The following is a 17,361-nucleotide window of genomic DNA, read 5'->3' as shown; positions in this document are numbered from 1 at the left end:
CTCCTCAGCGCGCCAGAACGGATTTCAAGACCCGGCGCAGTTCGGCCGCCGGATCGGCCGCCAGCGTTTCGGAACGCCAGGAGACATGATGGTCGGGACGAACGATCAGGCAGCCGGTGTCGCGGATCTCCCGTGCGCCGGCCCAGTCGCCGGTATGATCCTCGATCGCGCGGCGCGGGCCGATCACATGGCTGCGGATCGGCAGACCGAGCTCCGCGCCCACCGTCTCCGCCGCTGCGACCCACGCCTCGCCGCCAATGCCGGTCAACAGCGTGAACTCGCCATGCCCGCAAAGATCGAGCGTCGAGACTTTCCTGCCGGAGCGCTCGAAGACCCAGACATGCGGCAAGCGCGCACCGGGCCACGTTGTCGGCGCATAATGCAGCTCGCGATCCTTCTCGAAAGGCGGCTCGCCCTGGCCGTCGGTCACCACCGCGCCGGAGGCATAGCGCTGGTTCATCTCGACGCCATGGGCGTCGAACTCGTACTTCTTGAAGGCGATGGCCTTGCGGAGCGCCTCGCGCTGCGCTTCGGCGACGGGCGTCGCATCGGCGCGAGCCTCCATGTTCCTGTGGATCTTGTCGTGATCCACGCCGCCGTCCATGCCGAGCGCCTCGAAGATCGGTCCGAATTCGGCGATGGACTGGTTCGCCCGTGTCACGATCTGGCGCGCGATCGGTGCGCGCTCGGCCGAGAAGCTGTCCAGAAGCCCGACCCCCGCCTGCCCCTTGACGACCTTGGCAAGCTTCCAGGCGAGGTTGAACCCGTCCTGGATCGATGTGTTCGAGCCGAGCCCGTTCGAGGGCGGATGCCGGTGCGCGGCATCGCCCATGATGAACACCCGCCCCTTCTGCATGTGCGTGGCGAAGCAGTTGTTCACGGTCCAGGTGTTGGCGCCCAGGAGCTCGATCTCGAGCGCGGGATCTCCGACCAGTTGACGCGCGACGCTGGTGGCCAGTTCCGGCGTCACTTCAGGCGGCGGCTGGTTGATGTCGTAACCCCAGACGATCAGCCATTCGTCCCACGGCCGCACCATGCGCACGAGACCCATGCCGATGCCGCCGACGTCGGCGCCGGGCTGCATGACCCAGTAGAGGACGCTCGGCCGGTGGGCGACATATTTCGAAAGATCGGCCCTGAACAGGATGTTCATCGAGCCGCCGACGCCCATCTTGCCCTCGAGCGGCAGGCCCAGATGCTCGGCCACCAGCGAGTTGCCGCCGTCGGCGCCGACGAGGAACTTCGACCGCACGGTGAAATCCTTGCCCGACAGTCGATCGTGGCAGGTCGTCGTCACGCCGTCCGCATCCTGGACATGGCTGACATATTCCGTGCTCATGCGGGCCTGCGTGCCGCGGGCGCAGGCCGACTTGAACAGGATCGGCTCCATGAAGGTCTGCGGCAGATCGTTCATGAAGCAGGGAGACGACAGGAGATGTTCGGCCTTGGAGAGCGGATGGACGCCCCAGCTCTTCATGCGGCCGATCTCCTCGCCGGCCAGGCTTTCGCAGAACACGTTCTCGCCCATCAGCTCCTGCGGGGAGGCGTGCATCATGGCCTCGGCCTCTACCTCCGGCCCAAGGTCTCGCAGCACTTCCATCGTGCGCTGGTTGGTGATGTGGGCACGCGGCGTGTTCGACAACCAGCGATAGCGATTGACGATCATGTTGGCGACGCCGTAGCTGGACAGCAGCGCGGCGGTGGCCGAGCCGGCCGGGCCAGTGCCGACGATCAGCACGTCGGTTTCGATATCCGCCATCAAATTCCTCCCTCGATCTTCGGACCGGTCAGCCTGCGGCGAACCGGAAACAGGTGCAGGCCCTTGCGGGACGCGATCAGGCCCCACAGCCCCTTTGGTGCAAAAAGCATTACGACGACGGCGATGAGGCCGAGCGTCATCAAGTACCAGCTGCCGTAGTCGGCCAGCGCCGAGCGCAGCGCAAAGAAGACCAGCACACCGAGGATCGGCCCCTCGATGGTGCCGATGCCGCCGATGACGACTATGAAGATGACGTTGGCGGTCCAGTCGGTGACGGCAAAGGCCGCTCCCGGCGAGATGCGGGCCGTCTGCAGAAAGATCAGCGCGCCGGTCAGCCCGGTGGCGGCCGCGGCGATCAGAAAGACCGCCCATCTGAGCCGGCCGGTATCGACGCCGACCGATTGCGCCGCGTCGACATTGTCGCGCACCGCCGCCAGCGCCAGCCCGAGGCGATTGCGCAGCAGCCAATAGATGCCGCCGGTCACAGCTACGACCAACGCCAAAGCCAGCCAGTAGGCCAGGACGTCGCGTGCCGCGGCCTCGCGGACGCCGAACAGCGCCCTGATCGCATCGGTGCCCAGGATGCTGCTCGTCGCCTCGCGCGGCAGCGAAGTGCCGGTGCCGCCGCCGAGCGCCTTCCACTGCGCGACCAGCAGGCGCGTCACTTCAGCGATCACCCAGGTGCCGATGGCGAAATAGGCGCCCTGCAAACGGAATGCGAAGAAGGCCGTCGGAACCGCCAGCACCAGCGCCGCAAGCCCCCCCAGTGGGATCGCCAGGACCGGATTCCAGCCAAGCAGGATCACGCCGGCGAACATCGCGTAGGCGCCGATGCCGACGAAGGCCTGCTGACCCACCGAGACCAGGCCGCCATAGCCCGCCAGAAGGTTCCATATCTGCGCCAGCGTCAGCATGGTGAGGATGAAGAACAGATCCTGTATGACGCCCCGCGAGGCCACGGCAGGCAGCGCGAGCGCGGCGACGATGACGATCGGCACCGTGATCGCGGTTACGGTTCCGGCGCGGGTGCGGGTTGTCAGTCGATACATGCCGCCCCTCAATCCACTGCGCGCGGAAAAAGCCCGCGCGGTTTGAGCAGCATCACGGCCAGGAAGGCGATGTGGCCGGCCAGGATCTGCCATTCCGGATTGAGCGCGGCACCAAACGTCTGCGCCACGCCGATGATGATCCCGCCCGCGAGCGTTCCCCATAGGCTGCCGAGGCCGCCGATGATCACCGCCTCGAAGGCATAGATCAGCCGCGCCGGCCCGATCGAAGGATCGAAGTTTGCCCGCATGCCGAGATAGAGGGCCGCCAGCGTCACCACGACCATGGCGATCCCGGTGGCGATCGCGAAAATCCGCTTCGGCTCTATCCCCATCAGCCCCGCCGTCACGGCGTCGTCCGAGGTGGCGCGGAAGGCACGGCCGAGCGCGGTGTGGTAAAAGAGCCCGTTCAGGGCAATGATCATCACGATCGCCGAGGCAAAGGTCATCAGCGGCATGATCCCCACCGTGACCAGCCCGAGATCGAGCGATGCCCCTTCCAACACGCCCACCGGAATGCGGCGGCTGTCGGCGGAGAAGGCCTCGAGCAGGCCGTTCTGCAGGGCGACCGACAGGCCGAAGGTGACCAAAAGCGGCGGCAGGATGTCCTTGCCCAGCACGCGGTTCAGCACGACGGTCTGCAGCAGCCAGCCGAGCGCGAACATCGCCGGCATGGCGACCAGGGCAGCGATCCAGGGCGACAGGCCGAGCAGCGTGACGCCCATCAAAACCAGATAGGCGGCAAGAATGATGAGGTCGCCATGGGCGAGATTCACCAGCCGCATGATGCCGAAGACGAGGCTCAATCCCGCTGCAAACAGGGCATAGAGCCCGCCCAGCAGAATCCCCTGCACGAGGGTGTCCAGCCAGATCATCGCCGCGCCACCTCGATCAGGCCACAAGAGCGCTGCGCGAGCAGATGACGGAGCCTCGGTTTCCGGATCATGCCGCCACTCCGAAATAGGCAGAATGGATGTCTTCGCGCTTGACCTCGGCCGCCCTGGCGGCCAGCGTGACGCGGCCCTCCATCATGCAGTAGACACGGTCGGCGACCGCCAGCGCCTTGCCGATATCCTGCTCCACCAGCACGATCGCGGCGCCGCCTTCGCGGATCCTGGGAAGGGCTGCGTAGATGTCGCGGATGACGACGGGCGCGAGGCCGAGGCTGATCTCGTCGCAGAGCAGCAATTCGGGGTTCGACATCAGCGCCCGGCCGATCGCCACTATCTGCTGCTGGCCGCCCGAGAGCGCTGTGCCGGGGCTCTTGCGCCGCTCGCGCAGGATCGGAAAAAGGTCATAGACGGCGTCGAGGTTCCACGGCCCCGGCACCTTGCGCGCCTGCCCGCCGACCAGCAGGTTTTCCTCGACGGTGAGCGAAGGGAACAGTCGGCGCCCCTCCGGCACCATGGCGATGCCGCGTTTCATGATCTGGGCCGAAGACAGCGCGCCGATCGGCTCGCCCCTGTGCAGCACCATGCCGGGCTCGTTGCCGATCACGCCCGTGATCGAGCGCATCAGCGTGGATTTCCCGGCGCCATTGGCGCCGATGATCGCCACGCATTCGCCCGCGGCCACGCTGATATCCACACCGAACAGCGCCCGGAACTGGCCGTAATTCGCGGTGAGGCCACGCGTTTCCAGCATCAGACCTCGAGCCCCAGATAGATTTCGCGAACCGCCTTCGAGGCCATGATCTCATCAGGCGCACCGATCCCGATCACACGCCCGAAATCCAGCACGAGAAGCCGCTCTACCACCGAATTCAGGGCGTGCAGCACATGCTCGATCCAGATGATTGTCGTGCCCCTGGCGTGGATCGCCTTGATCGTCGCGACCAGGGCCTTGCATTCGCCCTCCGTCAGACCGCCGGCGATCTCGTCCAGAAGCAGAAGCTCAGGGCCTGTCGCCACGGCGCGGGCGAGTTCGAGGCGCTTGCGGTCGAGAAGGCTCAGCGAGCCGGCCACGAAATTGGCCTTCCTGAGAAGCTCCGTCTCCTCGAGGATACCAGCGCAATCGTCGACCATTTCGGCTTCGCGTCCGCCCCGGCCGAAGGCGGCAGCGGTCAAGAGATTTTCGAACACGGTCAGCCCCTCGAAAGGCTGCGGAATCTGGAAGCTGCGGCCGACGCCCATGTGCACCCGCTCCATGGCCGGAGCACGGGTCACGTCGCGGCCGAGCAATTCGATGCGCCCCTCATTTGCAAACAAGTTTCCGGTGATCAGGTTGAAGAGCGTCGATTTTCCCGCGCCGTTCGGGCCGATAATGCCCAGCGCTTCGCCGCGCGGCACGCTGACGGTCACGGAATCCGCAACCTTCAGGGCGCCAAAGGACTTCGAAACGTTTTCCAGCCTGAGTATCATCACTGTCATCCTTGGGTCGCGCCGAACGAGGGCGGCGGTATCAGCCGCCCTCGGCAGCGTCAGGCCAGGGCTTCCATCTTGCCGGCGGTGGGTATCTCGGAGGCGCCGGCGTTTTCGACGATCACCAGATCGAAGCCGCCACCGGCCTTCTTCCGCCACTGCCCGCCGACGAGCGGCGTCTTGCAGACGTTCTTCGCGGCGAAAGGTGGCAATCCCGCGCCGCTCCAGGCCACCTTGCCCACCACCGTCGTCATGTCGGTGGCCGCTATCGCCGCCGCGATCGCCTCGGCATTGGTTGGATCCGACACGCGGCCCATGACATTGGCCGCCACCTCGAACAGCGAATGGACAAAACCGATCGGCTGGGTCCAGGGACGGCCGGTCTTGGCGGTGAAATCCGCAGCGAGTTCGGCCGAACTCTCGCCCGTCAGCGACGATTTGAACGGATGCGAGGCCGACCACCAGACCTCGGACGAGAGGTTGTGGCCGGCATCGCCGAGCGTCTCGACCGATTGCGGGAAAAGGATCGCCTTGGCGACCGTCACCGCCTTGGGGTTGAAGCCCTGCTGGCGGGCCTGGTTCCAGAAGGTGGTGAAGTCGGGCGGAATGACCACACCGGTGACGATCTCGGCATTGGCGGCTTTGAAGGCGTTGACCTGCGCGGTGAAATCGTCCGAAAGGTTCTGGTAGCGGCCAGGATCGGCAAGGCTGAAGCCGGCGGCGTCGAGGCCGGGCTTCAACCCATTCTTCGGGTCGCCCCAGGCATTGCCGTCGGCATCGTTGGGGAACAGCCCGCCCACCTTGCCGTTGGTGGAAAGCTGTTTCCACATGCCGGTGTAGACGGCGATGATGTCTTCGAGACCCCAGAAATAATGATAGGCGAAGTTGAAAGGCTTCCACGAGGCCGGATCGGCCGGATTGCCCTGCTGGCCGATAAACCAGGGCTGCCACGGCGCCATCGTCGAGATGACCGGCACGCCCTCCGCCTCGCAGGTGGTGGCCACAGGGTTGGTGTTCTCGGGTGTCGAGCCGACGAGCATCAGGTTGATCTCGTCATCGACGATCAAGCTCTTCGCCACCTCGGCCGCGCGATTGGGATTCGACTGGCTGTCCTTGACGATGACCTCGAAGTTCTTGCCCGCCTCGGAAGCGAGGAAGGCCTTGATGTTGTAGGCATCGCTCTCCGCGAAGCCGGCAAGCGGCCCGGTCTGCGGCGAAACATAGCCCAGGCGGATCTTGGCGCCTTGCGCGATGGCCGGCGTCGCCAGGCGCGAACCGGCCAGCGCCAGGCCTGTCGCCGCCGAGGCTTTCAGTAGGCTGCGTCTTGTGATCACTGTAGTTCCTCCCTCTTGTTTTATTCTCAAGCCCCCGGACGGCGTCCCTCCCACGCCACCTGAAGGAGTTCCCTTATCGATCCCAGATCGATTGGCCTCGGATTGGCATAGGCATTCTTGACCGCGATCGCCGCCGCGCGGTCGAGATCGGTCTCCTCGATGCCGATCGCCTTCAAGCTCAGCGGAGAGCCGACCGACTGTGCGAAATCCCAGAGCCCGCCGCCCGCCGAGCCGCCGCCGAATGCCTCGGCGATGGGGCGCAGCAGATCGGGCACTGCCGCTTCGTTGAAGGCGGTCGTGTAGGGCAGCAGGATGGCGTGGGTTTCGGCATGCGGCGTATCGAACGAGCCGCCGAAGACATGCGCCAGCTTGTGATGCAGCGCCATCGAGACATAGCCGAGTGCGGTCGAGCAGCACCACGCCGCATAGAGCGCCTGCGTCCGCGCCGCGCGATCCTGCGGGTCGCCGATCAGCCTTGGAATGCCGTCCTTGAAGGCAATCATGGCATCCCTGCACATCAGCACGATCACCGGATTGCGATCGGGGGCATAGAAGGCCTCCATCGCATGAGCGATCGCGTTCATCGCCGAGGTCACGGTGAGACCTACCGGCAGGCTCAATGTCAGATCAACGTCGTAGATTACCGTCTCCGGGCGGATGTCCGGCGAGCGGCGGGTGGTCTTCTCACCGGCCGCCGTCTCGCCGAGGATGTCAGTCATTTCCGAGCCGGCATAGGTGGTGGGAATGACCACCTGGTCGGCGCCGGTGCGCACGGCAATGGCCTTGCCGAGCCCGGTGGTCGAGCCGCCGCCAAGGCTGACGACCGCCGAAGCGCCGCTGCTGCGGAAGGCATCGACGGCCTTTTCCGTGACCTCGACAGGGGTATGCATGACCGCGCCGACAAAGATCCCGGCCGCGAGGCCACCAAGGCTTGCGGCCAGTCTCTCCGCATCGCCCTTCTGATGCGATGTCGACAGCACCATCACCTTGTCATGGCCGAGCCGCCGGACTTCCTCCTCGACGCGAGCCATGCTGCCGGCACCGAAGACCACCCGTGTCGTCAGGCCAGGAAAGGTGAAGCTGTCCATCATCGCGCCGCCTCCATGCGCGGGCCACGCCCGGCCGCGAGGTCGTCGAGGATCGTGCCCAGCATGGCGATCTCGGCGTCCGAGACCTCATGGCCGCGGCCCGGGAACAGATCGGCCCGCAGGCTCGCGCCAAACCGGCCCAGCGATTGCGCGGCATCGGCAAACGCCGAGACCGGAATCCAGGGATCAGCATCGCCACCGGAAAGATAGATCGGCATTCCGGCCGGCGCCGCCTCGGATCTTTCGTCCGCCGGAACGCCGACACGGCAGCCCGTGAAGGCCGCCAAAGCGTCCGGCGGCGGCAGCCCCGCGCAGAGATACTCGATCGAGAGACACGCCCCTTGCGAGAAGCCCGCGAGAAGAAGCGGCAGTCCGGGCAGTTCGGCCCGCGCCGCGACCATTGCGGCCGCAAGGTGGTCGAGCGCATCCGAAAGCTGCGCGCGGGCGACCGGCGTCAACGGATCGACGGCACGCGCCTCCCACCAGATGCCGTGCGGTGCACGCGGCAGGATGAAGGCCACGGCAGTCGCGGAAAGCCGCGACAGCACATGCGACTGCATCTCTTCGGGCGATTGGCCGCGGCCGTGGACGAAGACGCAAATCGCCTTCGCCTCCGGACCTCTTGGCCCAAGCCGGAGCGGACCGCTGCCTGAACTCACGCGAAATCCGCCTCTTCCAGGCCGGCCTGCAATTCACTCTCGCGGTCCTTGAACCATGGCGGGAAGACCAGCGTCTTGCCTATCTGGCCCGGGGGCTCGTCCTTGGCCCAGCCTTCGGGCGTGGTCCAGGCAATTTCGAACAGCGCGCCTCCGGGGGAGCGGACATAGCAGGACTTGAAGTAGTTGCGGTCCTTCTGCTCCGAGATATCGGTGAAGCCGAGGCCCTCTATATGGGCGCGCAGTTTCAACTGGTTCTCTTCGTCGCCGGTGTTGAGGGCGAGGTGGTGGATCGTGCCGCCCGCCAGCGTCCAGGTGCCCTGCGGGCTGTCGCGGTCGACAATGACCTCCACGCGCTGAGCGACGCCGGCCGCGTCGGGCACGCGGAACACCAGCCCTTCGTGGTCGTCGGCCTCTTTCTCCATCGGCAATGCGATGGTCAGGAAGTCGTCCATGGCGGTGCGGTCCATCACCGCCACCACGGCGCCGTAGATTCCCTTGATGCCGTGGGCCTTGCCGATGCCCTGCGTTTCGTTGGCGATGGGCGCGCGTGGATCCCTGTCGCTTTCCACCAGCTCATGCGGGATACCGCAGGGATGTGCGAAAGCCGCACGGTCGGCGCCAAAACGGGTGATCTTGATGGCCTCGATGCCACGCGCATTCAACCGGTCGACCCAGAAATCCGCGGCCCCCTTGGGGATCGACTGCATGATGGTACGCGACTGGTTGGATCCGCGTCGGCCATAGACGCCTGGCTTGCGGAACGGGAAGGTGGTGATGATCGTCGAGGCATCGCCGTTGGGCGAGCCGTAATAGAGGTGATAGACCGGGATGACGCCATCGAACAAGACGGTGCGCTTGACCGAATGCAGGCCCAGTGCCTTGGTATAGAAATCAAAATCTTCCTGAGCGCTGTCCGTCGAGAGCGTCAAATGGTGGTAGCCGCTGACACGTGCCATCGGTCATCTCCTCCCAGAGGTTTCGGTTTCGCCCCGCCGCTGCGGGCAGAGCACGAGGTTGAGGTCGAGCGCGTGCTTCCGTTTTCCTCCGTTGGGCGGCAGCGCGCGGAACTCGGCCATGAGTTCGGGTTTGACCCCGAAGATGGCATCCCGGCCGATCGCGGGGTCCGACCGGTCGAAGATGTGGGTCGTCAGCGTTTCGAAGCCCTCCGCCGAGACGCGAAAATGGATGTGGGCCGGCCGCTCGAGGCCAAGGCCAAGTGCCGACATCAATTGGCCGACTGGGCCGTCCGACGGCAGCGTGTAGCCCTTCGGCTTCACCGTCGTGAAGCGGAACCGCCCCTGCGGATCGGTACGGAAGCGTCCGCGCAGATTGAATTCAGGCTGCCTATCAGGTTCCTGGTTCTCGTAGAGACCCTCGGCATTGGCCTGCCAGATCTCGACCATCGAATCGCCGATCCCCGCGCCGTCGAGCGCGACGATCCGGCCGGCAACTTCCAGCGGCTCACCCTTGTGATCGCGCGAAATGTTCGCGCCGAGCGGCATCTCCGGCACGTCGGCCCGGTAGAAGGGGCCGGCCAGGGTGTTTGGGGTCGCCCCAACAGGGCGCGGGCTGTTCTGATCCTCGATCAGCGAAGACACGCCCAGGACATCGGCGAACAGCACCCATTCCTGGCGCCGCGCATCGGCGTAGTGGCCAACCTCGGTCAGAAAATCGATCGCCTGCCGGAATTCCTCGCCGGAGGGCCGCAACTCGACGATCAGCGCGTGCAAACCGTCGACGGCTGCCTGTGCCGCCGCCGCCAGGCGGGACTGGCCCATTGCCGTCAGGCGCCGTGAGAATTCCTCGGCCTGTGTCGAGATCGCCTTGGGGAATTCATCTCGCTTCGGGTCGTGCTGGCCGTGCATCCCGCCGGGGCCTCCCTTCCCCTTGCCAAGCGGGATAGCACGGCCTGACGCGATGCTTGATGAGATGTGGCGTCCCTTGTATAGCGTTTTGCTATGAAGCTGAACGAGCGCCACCTCATGCAGCTCGCCGCGGTGCTGGATGCAGGCGGCGTGTCGGAAGGAGCCGCTATGCTGGGCCTGACCCAGCCGGCAGTCAGCCGATCGCTGGCCATGCTGGAGGCACGGGTGGGCGAGCCGCTTTTCCTCAAGGGCCGCCGGCCGCTGCAGGCGACACCGCTCGGCTTCCAGCTGGCGGCGCAGGGCCGCACGATCATCACCGCGTCGCGCAAGGCGTCGGATGCGGTGCAGGGCTTCATGAAAGGCACCAAGGGCGTCGTCCGTGTCGGCGGTGTGCCTTTCTTCATGGATGCGATGATCAGCCGGATGATCGGAGAATTCCAGAAGCTCGAGCCCGAGGTCACCGTCCAGCAAAGCTACATGAACCTGCCCGAGATGGTCGCGGCGCTGGAGAGCAACCAGATCGATCTCGGGATCGTGCCGATCGGCGTGCTCGACCTGGGACCCGGCTTCGAATTCACGGAAATCCTGCCCGGACGCAACGTCGTGGCTTGCCGGCCCGACCATCCCCTGCTGCGAAATCGCCGCCTCAGGGCGCATGACCTGACCAGCTTTCCCTGGGTTGCCCCGCTACCCGGTTCTCCGCTGATGTCGGACCTGCAGATGATCCTGATGAGCATCGGCATGTCGGACCTCAACGTCCGCTATTCGGGAGGCTCGCTGATGAGCGTGATCAACTTCCTTGCCGAAACCGATGCGCTGGCGGTGCTGCCGTTCTCCGTGGTCTTCGCGCAGCGCAAGGAAAACCGGGTGACGGTGCTACCCTATGAAATTCCGCAGCCCAGCCGCTCGCTTGGAATCCTGCGCCGGGTCAGCGGGCCACGCTCGCCCGCGGCAGAGCGCTTCGCCGGCCACGTCACGACCGCCTTCGAGAATCTGAAGCACATCATCAAACGGCACGAGAATGCCGTCGTCTGGGGGCGGTAATCCAGCCTCGCTATTCGAATGATGCGGTGGCGTCACATAACGCGCATGTTTCCTCCAGCCGGAGGCGCTTCATCCCCGCGTCGCCGGTTAGGCTCGACGGCCGCCCGCCCCCAAAAGCCGTCGGGCCGCCAGAAATCCCGATATCCTATTGGCTCACCCTCCTCCACCTCGCCATCACTGCGTAAACGCCTTGGACATCTGATCCACAAAGGGTTTCAACAGATAAGACCAGACATTGCGTTCATCGGTGCGGATATGAACCTCGGCGGGCATGCCTGGCCTCAGCACCTTCGCTTCCGTCAGGCAGTTCGATTTGCTTTCAACCTTGATACGCGCCGAGAAATAGGAAAGCTGACGTTGCGGATCTTTAATCAGATCTGCCGAGATGTGTTTCACTGACCCTTGGCAGACCGGAGTGGTTCCCACGTCGAACGCCGGAAAACGGATCGATACCGGCTGCCCCGGGCGGACGTCGTCGACCCGCGACGGCGGGATCAGCGCGTCCACCACAAGATCATCGGCATCAGGTACAATGGTCATGAGCATCTCGCCAGGCGCGATAACGCCGCCGACGGTATGGACAGCCGATTCCTGTATCGTTCCGGACTGCGGCGCGCGGATCGTTGTCTTGGTCAATTCATCCTGGGCCACAATCCTCCGTTCGTTGAGTTCGGTCTGCTTGGCTTCCGTCTCGCGGAGTTCGGTCGTCACGTCAGTGCGCCTTTGGTCATCCAGTTGCAGCATCTGCAACCCCGTTTCGCTGATGCGCGCCTGCGCTTCAGCTACTGCTGCAGCGAGGCGCCCCGATTCTCCCCTGGCCCGGGTGGCATCCAGCTTGATGTTGCTTAGCCTCTCCTTGGAGACGAGTTTTTTGGCGTAGAGGGAATCAACGTCCGCGAAATCCTTGTTCAGCAGAGCAACCGATTCATCCACCGCGCTCTGTTGCGCCTTAAGGCCGTCGATCTGACGTTCAAGTTGCTGGGATTGGCTTCTCAACTGTGCCTTCTGTCCAGCCAAAGCCGAAGCGCGCGTTTCAAAGAGGGCGCGCTCGCCATTGACGAGCGCAGCCAGCTCCGGTTGGTTCATTCGCGCCTTCAGGTCGACCGGCAGTTGCATTTCCGCCAGGCCCGTGCGCTCGGCCTCCAACCGGGCGAGGCGGACGGTCGCGCGATCGAGATCCTCGCTGATGATTTGCAGGTTCGCGCGAGTCAGCGTGTCATCCAGCCTGACCAGCACGTCGCCGGCTCGCACATGATCTCCGTCCTGCGCGAAGATCCCGCCCACTGTGCCTCCGGTTTGATGCTGGACCTTCTTGACGTTGGTTTCCACCACCACGGTGGCTGGTGCAACCACAGCGCCGGCGATCTTGGTCAATCCCAGCCATAGACCGCCGCCAAGAACCAGCAGACCGGTAATCGCCAAGCCGAATATCAGGTTGGCCCGTATACCGTCCGACAGATCTGGCGCGCTCACGGCAGGCGGTTTGCTGCCACGAAGGGTCCGAGCATACGACGAGAAGGTGACGAATGTTTCGAGCAGAGCCTCATGCATGCCCGGCAACCCCCGGTATCGGCGCCAAAGAAGATGGCCGAGGTGAAACAGGCGGTGAAGGTCGGAGCACGTTCGCCAAGACCTGCTCGCGCGAGCCAAAGGCATGAACCGTTCCATTCGACATAACCAGTACCTGATCGATGTTGGCGAGTGCCGAAGGACGATGCGCAACGACAATGACGATGCCTCCGCGCTGACGCACTGCCCGTATGGCGCCGGCCAGGGCAGTGTCCCCGTCCACGTCGAGGTTCGAGTTCGGCTCGTCGAGCACGACAAGAAACGGCTCGCCATAAAGTGCTCGGGCGAGACCCACGAGTTGCCTCTGCCCTGCCGACAGGGCCGCTCCGCCCTCGCCGATGCGGGTCTGAAATCCCTGGGGGAGTTGCATTATCATTTTCTCGACGCCGGCTGCTCTTGCCGCCGCAAGGACGCCTTTTGGATCCGTCTTGCCTCGGAACCTCGAAATGTTGTCCGCTACCGTGCCGTCAAACAACTCCACATCCTGCGGCATGTAGCCGATATGGGCGCCGAGCTGTTCCGAGTTCCATTGATCGAGAGAGGCGCCGTCCAATCTCACCGAGCCATGGAGCGGCTTCCACACCCCGACCAACGAACGCACCAAAGTTGTCTTGCCGGAACCGCTTGGGCCGATTACGGCCATCCCAGCGCCTCTCGACAGATGGAAGCTCACATTGACCACGGTTGGCTTTGGCAAGCCGGGCGGCGCAATGGTCAATTGCTCGACCGCAAACCGCGCCTGCGGCCGAGGCAACTCCATTGGCTCGTCCTGGCGGCCGAATGCCGCCATGACCGCTGCCAGCTCGGAATAGCTGCGCCGGGCCGACAGAAAGCCTCTCCAGTTTGCGATCGCAGCATCGACCGGGGCCAAGGCGCGGCCAAGCAAAATGGAAGATGCGATGATCACCCCAGGTGAAGCCTCGCCGCCGATCACCAGGTAAGCGCCGAGACCGAGAACACAGGACTGCAACGCCATCCGCAGGGCCTTCGACAGCGAACTGGCGCCACCAACGACGTCCGAGAGACGTTCCTGCTGGGCGAGATAGGTTCTGCTGACGTCGCTCCAGCGTCGAGCCAGTCGACCAGAAAGCCCCATTGCGTGAACGACTTCGGCGTTGCGGCGGCCGGAATCGGCAAGCGCCCGCTGCGACAGCAGCTCCTCCGAGGCACGCGCGGCGGGGCCTCGGCTAAACACTTCCGCAATCGCTGTCAGGAGGACCACGGCGATCGCACCGACCGTCGCCAGCAGGCCGAGCGAAGGATGGAGCAAATAAATGATCAGCAGATAAAAGGGGATCCACGGGGCGTCGAAGATAACCGTCGGTCCCGTTCCGGAAAGAAAGCCGCGCAGTCGGTCGAGATCGTGCAAAGGCTGCAGACGGTCCGCATCACGCCCTGCCTTGAGCGGCAGGGACAGGGAGATGGAGAACACCTTTTGCTGCAAATTCCTATAGAGACGGCTGCCGATGCGGACCAACACGCGAAGCCGCACGAAATCCAGAAGCCCATAGACCGCATACAGACCCAGCATTCCGATCGTGAACCCCACCAGGGTGGGAACGCTCTGCGACGGCAGAACGCGATCGTAGATCTGCAACATATAGACCGAACCGGTCAGAGCGAGAATGTTTATCACTGCCGAGAACAGCGCCACGCCAAGCAGCCCAGGCATGCAGGCGAGAATGGCGGAACGTAGCTCGGGAGATCCGGCCCCCGATGTTTTCATGACCAGCGGTCGTTCGCGCGACACTGCCGCGCCGTTACTTCCGTAAGTTGTAATGGCTCAAACCTTTCTTAGTGCGCATAGCAGCCGCTATCCGTCGCCCCCCCTTATTACGCTCTGCTTACATACGTCGACTTTGAGGAAAATGCAGCGGATTCTTGGCCTGAACCAGCGAAACGCGACCGCCGACGTCTCCCTGTCTGGGGATAACTTCCCGAAAGATGACGATTTTCGCTAAAGGAACTGGTCAGAACGGAGCCGGCAAAAGAGGCGTATGTCCTTGCTCCCAAACACTTTCAAAGGTGCCACGGTCGGCTGAGCAAAATACCTGCTACTGAGCAACAACTTAGATCAATCAAACATTCTATCCCCCTGTGTTTCGTATTTGATTTCATCCTAATGTAGCAATCACCTAAGCAGACGCGGGGCAAGAATCGAATCAACCAAAGGATCATTGGATGACACTCCATTATGCGTCCGGTGGATCAGCCACCGAAGTCGCAACCGCCGGGTTCAACCTTGTCGATGTTCAATATCTCTCGCAGGTCAATGCTTTGCCGGACGGCATGAAAGGCCTCGTCTATCTCGGCGAGCACGACGGCGTCACCTCCTCCTTCATTGAAAAAGTTACACCATTTCTGAACAATCCGAAGGTGTTCGGATTTTTCCTGATGGACGAGCCGGATCCCACCGGCAGGTGGGGCACATATGCAACTGCCGAAAACCTGAAAGCGGAATCGGATTGGATCCATTCCCATTTTCCGGGCGCCAAGACCTTCGTCACCATGATGAATATGGGGTCTCCTACAAATCCGGATTTTTCCAATACCTATAATCCGGCCAATACAGGCATCGACTATTACGGGTTGGACCCGTACCCGGTGCGCGATGACGTGAGCACGGTCGACTACAACATGATCGACAGGGCCGTGGGCGCGGCAGTGAAGTCCGGCATCCCGATCGACAAGATCATTCCGGTCTACCAGACTTTTGGCGGTGGCAACTGGACGACCGACACGGGCGGGAAGCATCAGATGCCGACGACGGAACAGATGCAAACGATGATAGATCATTGGGCAGCACTGGTTCCGTCGCCTGCTTTCGATTATGCCTATGCTTGGGGTTCGCAGAACGGAGACACAGCGCTGGAGAATTCGCCGGCGCTGCAGGCCTTCTTCCAGCAGCACAACCTCCAAAGCACCGGTGGCTCTGCCGCCCCCCCAGTAACCGATCCGATCGATACCACGACCCCGCCTCCAACCGACGTCGCCGCCCCTGCTCCGGCCACGCCTCCGACAGATGCCGCCGCTCCAGTTCCGGCCGCGCCGGCCCCGTCGGACAGCGATCATGTCTTCCATGGCACGCGCGGCGCAGACGTTTTTCACGCGACCACGGGCAATGACAAATATCTCGTCAACAATGCCCATGACAAGGCGATGGAAGCGCCAAGCGGGGGGTTCGACAAGGTCGCGGCCTCGGTGAGTTACGCTCTTACGGCGGGCTCACATATCGAGCAGCTCTCCACCGCCAGTTCGGGTGGCAGGGGGTCCATCAACTTGACCGGCAACGAATTCGATCAAGCTATCTATGGGAATGGCGGCGCCAACAAGATTAATGGTGGCGGTGGCGCCGACAAGATGACCGGATATGGTGGCAATGACACCTACTCCGTCGACAATGCTCACGACAAGGTGGTGGAGCAGAAGGGCAGCGGCATCGATAAAGTCCTCGCCTCTGTGAGTTTCGCCCTATCGGCTGGCTCGCACATCGAACAACTCGCGACCAGCAAGGCGTCCAGCAAGGCCGCGATCGACCTGACGGGCAATGAGTTCGCTCAGACCGTCAAAGGCAACGCCGGCGCCAACAAGATCGACGGCGGCGGTGGAGCCGATACTTTGACCGGCGGCCGCGGCAGTGATGTCTTCGTTTTCAGTACCGCTCTTGGCGACGGAAATGTCGACAGGATCACTGATTTCAACAAAGCCCAGGACAAAATCCACCTCGATCATTCCATCTTTGCCGGTCTCGATCAGGGGGGCCTCTCGTCGGACGCTTTCTTTGCCGGCAAAACCGCGCATGACAGTTCCGATCACATTATCTACAACAGTTCGACGGGAGCTCTTTCTTTCGACAGCGACGGCGTCGGAGGCGCAAACCAGATCCATTTCGCGAGCCTCTCTCCGCATCTGTCGATTACCGCATCGTCTTTCCTGGTCACCTGAACCAGCCCAGCGAAGAAATGCTTTAAGAAGTCGGGGGGGGGCCCCCGGGGGGCCGCCCGCGGGGGGGGGGGATAGTGCGCCACAGAAGACGGGCCCGGTCCGCCCGCAGAAACCCCGCCCCCGGCCCCGCGGGCCCCCGGACGGCCCCCTTCTGGCGCTTCCCCCTTGGTGTTGCCCGCTCAACGCCACCCGCCCCACATAAACTTTCTTTTCGGCCGGGCGCGGCCCCCGGGCCCCCCCCCGACAGATGTTCCGGATGAGTGGACCAACAGCTGACGTGCCGGTTCCGTCCTGAAGACCGGGCGACGCGGGCCGAGGGCCGACTTGACGGCCCAGCGCAACCACGCGTCAAAGATTTTTTGCCATCAGCGAACCGCGGAGCTCAGGCACCGCGCCGCCGCAATTGGACACTCGAAAACCTTTGACAACCAAGGTGCGCAGACCAGCCACCCGTACCGGCTCAGGCAAGCACCGCGCTCATCCCGCAAGACACGAGTCACATGAACGCTCCGGCAATCGCGAGGGAATCTCGCCTCGCTGGTCGCCACCCTTCCAAACATCCCTTGTGTCATTCAAACGGACGAGGACAGGCACCTGGTGTCCCCCTAGCGTGCACTCGGGCGGCATGCGCTCAGAGGTGATGAAAACCGGGCCATGGCAGCATCGAGAGCCAATCGGCCATGTGCGCTTGG

General features: G+C 63.6%; 14 protein-coding genes. 2 read left to right on the top strand and 12 right to left on the bottom strand.

Annotation, left to right across the window (positions count from 1 at the left end; genetic code table 11):
• Positions 1–4 precede the first annotated feature (4 nt).
• The 10 genes from AC0L24_RS00625 to AC0L24_RS00580 all read right to left on the bottom strand — a co-directional run bounded on the left by AC0L24_RS00625 (position 5) and on the right by AC0L24_RS00580 (position 10,111).
• A complete protein-coding gene (locus tag AC0L24_RS00625; RefSeq protein ID WP_127811180.1) occupies positions 5–1,759 on the bottom strand; it encodes an FAD-dependent oxidoreductase in 1,755 nt (584 codons plus the stop codon).
• On the bottom strand, positions 1,759–2,808 hold the full coding sequence (locus AC0L24_RS00620; protein WP_127318880.1) for a branched-chain amino acid ABC transporter permease: 1,050 nt from the start codon (positions 2,806–2,808) through the stop codon (positions 1,759–1,761). The genes AC0L24_RS00625 and AC0L24_RS00620 overlap by 1 nt, the downstream gene beginning before the upstream one ends.
• Positions 2,809–2,816: 8 nt before the next feature.
• Positions 2,817–3,680, bottom strand: a complete 864-nt coding sequence (locus AC0L24_RS00615; RefSeq protein WP_127811181.1) for a branched-chain amino acid ABC transporter permease — start codon at positions 3,678–3,680, stop codon at positions 2,817–2,819.
• Between the two features lie 67 nt (positions 3,681–3,747).
• The gene (locus AC0L24_RS00610) at positions 3,748–4,449 is read right to left on the bottom strand and encodes an ABC transporter ATP-binding protein (protein WP_127399096.1); all 702 of its coding nucleotides are present in this window, start codon (positions 4,447–4,449) and stop codon (positions 3,748–3,750) included.
• Complete coding sequence (locus AC0L24_RS00605; protein WP_127811182.1) at positions 4,449–5,165, bottom strand: ABC transporter ATP-binding protein; 717 nt, start codon at positions 5,163–5,165, stop codon at positions 4,449–4,451. The genes AC0L24_RS00610 and AC0L24_RS00605 overlap by 1 nt, the downstream gene beginning before the upstream one ends.
• A 59-nt stretch (positions 5,166–5,224) precedes the next feature.
• Positions 5,225–6,499, bottom strand: coding sequence for an ABC transporter substrate-binding protein (locus AC0L24_RS00600; RefSeq protein ID WP_127266438.1), 1,275 nt, complete (start codon positions 6,497–6,499; stop codon positions 5,225–5,227).
• A gap of 26 nt (positions 6,500–6,525) precedes the next feature.
• Positions 6,526–7,590, bottom strand: a complete 1,065-nt coding sequence (locus AC0L24_RS00595; protein WP_127811183.1) for a maleylacetate reductase — start codon at positions 7,588–7,590, stop codon at positions 6,526–6,528.
• Entirely contained in the window at positions 7,587–8,246 is a 660-nt protein-coding gene (locus AC0L24_RS00590; RefSeq protein WP_127811184.1) for an alpha/beta hydrolase, read from the bottom strand. The genes AC0L24_RS00595 and AC0L24_RS00590 overlap by 4 nt, the downstream gene beginning before the upstream one ends.
• The gene (locus AC0L24_RS00585) at positions 8,243–9,202 is read right to left on the bottom strand and encodes a VOC family protein (protein ID WP_127318892.1); all 960 of its coding nucleotides are present in this window, start codon (positions 9,200–9,202) and stop codon (positions 8,243–8,245) included. Before AC0L24_RS00585 ends, AC0L24_RS00590 begins: the two co-directional genes overlap by 4 nt.
• 3 nt (positions 9,203–9,205) lie before the next feature.
• On the bottom strand, positions 9,206–10,111 hold the full coding sequence (locus tag AC0L24_RS00580) for a dioxygenase family protein (RefSeq protein WP_127811185.1): 906 nt from the start codon (positions 10,109–10,111) through the stop codon (positions 9,206–9,208).
• Positions 10,112–10,204: 93 nt separating this feature from the next.
• Here AC0L24_RS00580 and AC0L24_RS00575 point away from each other — a divergent pair, with 93 nt between their 5' ends.
• The gene (locus tag AC0L24_RS00575; RefSeq protein WP_023808937.1) at positions 10,205–11,155 is read left to right on the top strand and encodes a LysR family transcriptional regulator; all 951 of its coding nucleotides are present in this window, start codon (positions 10,205–10,207) and stop codon (positions 11,153–11,155) included.
• Between the two features lie 174 nt (positions 11,156–11,329).
• On the opposite strand, the gene AC0L24_RS00570 is transcribed toward AC0L24_RS00575, so the two are convergent.
• Together AC0L24_RS00570 and AC0L24_RS00565 are read right to left on the bottom strand one after the other, a co-directional pair.
• On the bottom strand, positions 11,330–12,706 hold the full coding sequence (locus tag AC0L24_RS00570; RefSeq protein WP_127811186.1) for an HlyD family type I secretion periplasmic adaptor subunit: 1,377 nt from the start codon (positions 12,704–12,706) through the stop codon (positions 11,330–11,332).
• Positions 12,699–14,450, bottom strand: a complete 1,752-nt coding sequence (locus AC0L24_RS00565; protein WP_164873899.1) for a type I secretion system permease/ATPase — start codon at positions 14,448–14,450, stop codon at positions 12,699–12,701. The genes AC0L24_RS00570 and AC0L24_RS00565 overlap by 8 nt, the downstream gene beginning before the upstream one ends.
• Positions 14,451–14,905: 455 nt before the next feature.
• Here AC0L24_RS00565 and AC0L24_RS00560 point away from each other — a divergent pair, with 455 nt between their 5' ends.
• Positions 14,906–16,669, top strand: coding sequence for a calcium-binding protein (locus AC0L24_RS00560; protein ID WP_127397553.1), 1,764 nt, complete (start codon positions 14,906–14,908; stop codon positions 16,667–16,669).
• Positions 16,670–17,361 lie beyond the last annotated feature (692 nt).

The sequence above is a fragment of the Mesorhizobium sp. WSM4809 genome (assembly GCF_055811655.1).
The sequence above is the reverse complement of the archived record's forward strand: the minus strand, read 5'-3'. Positions and strand labels throughout refer to the sequence as shown.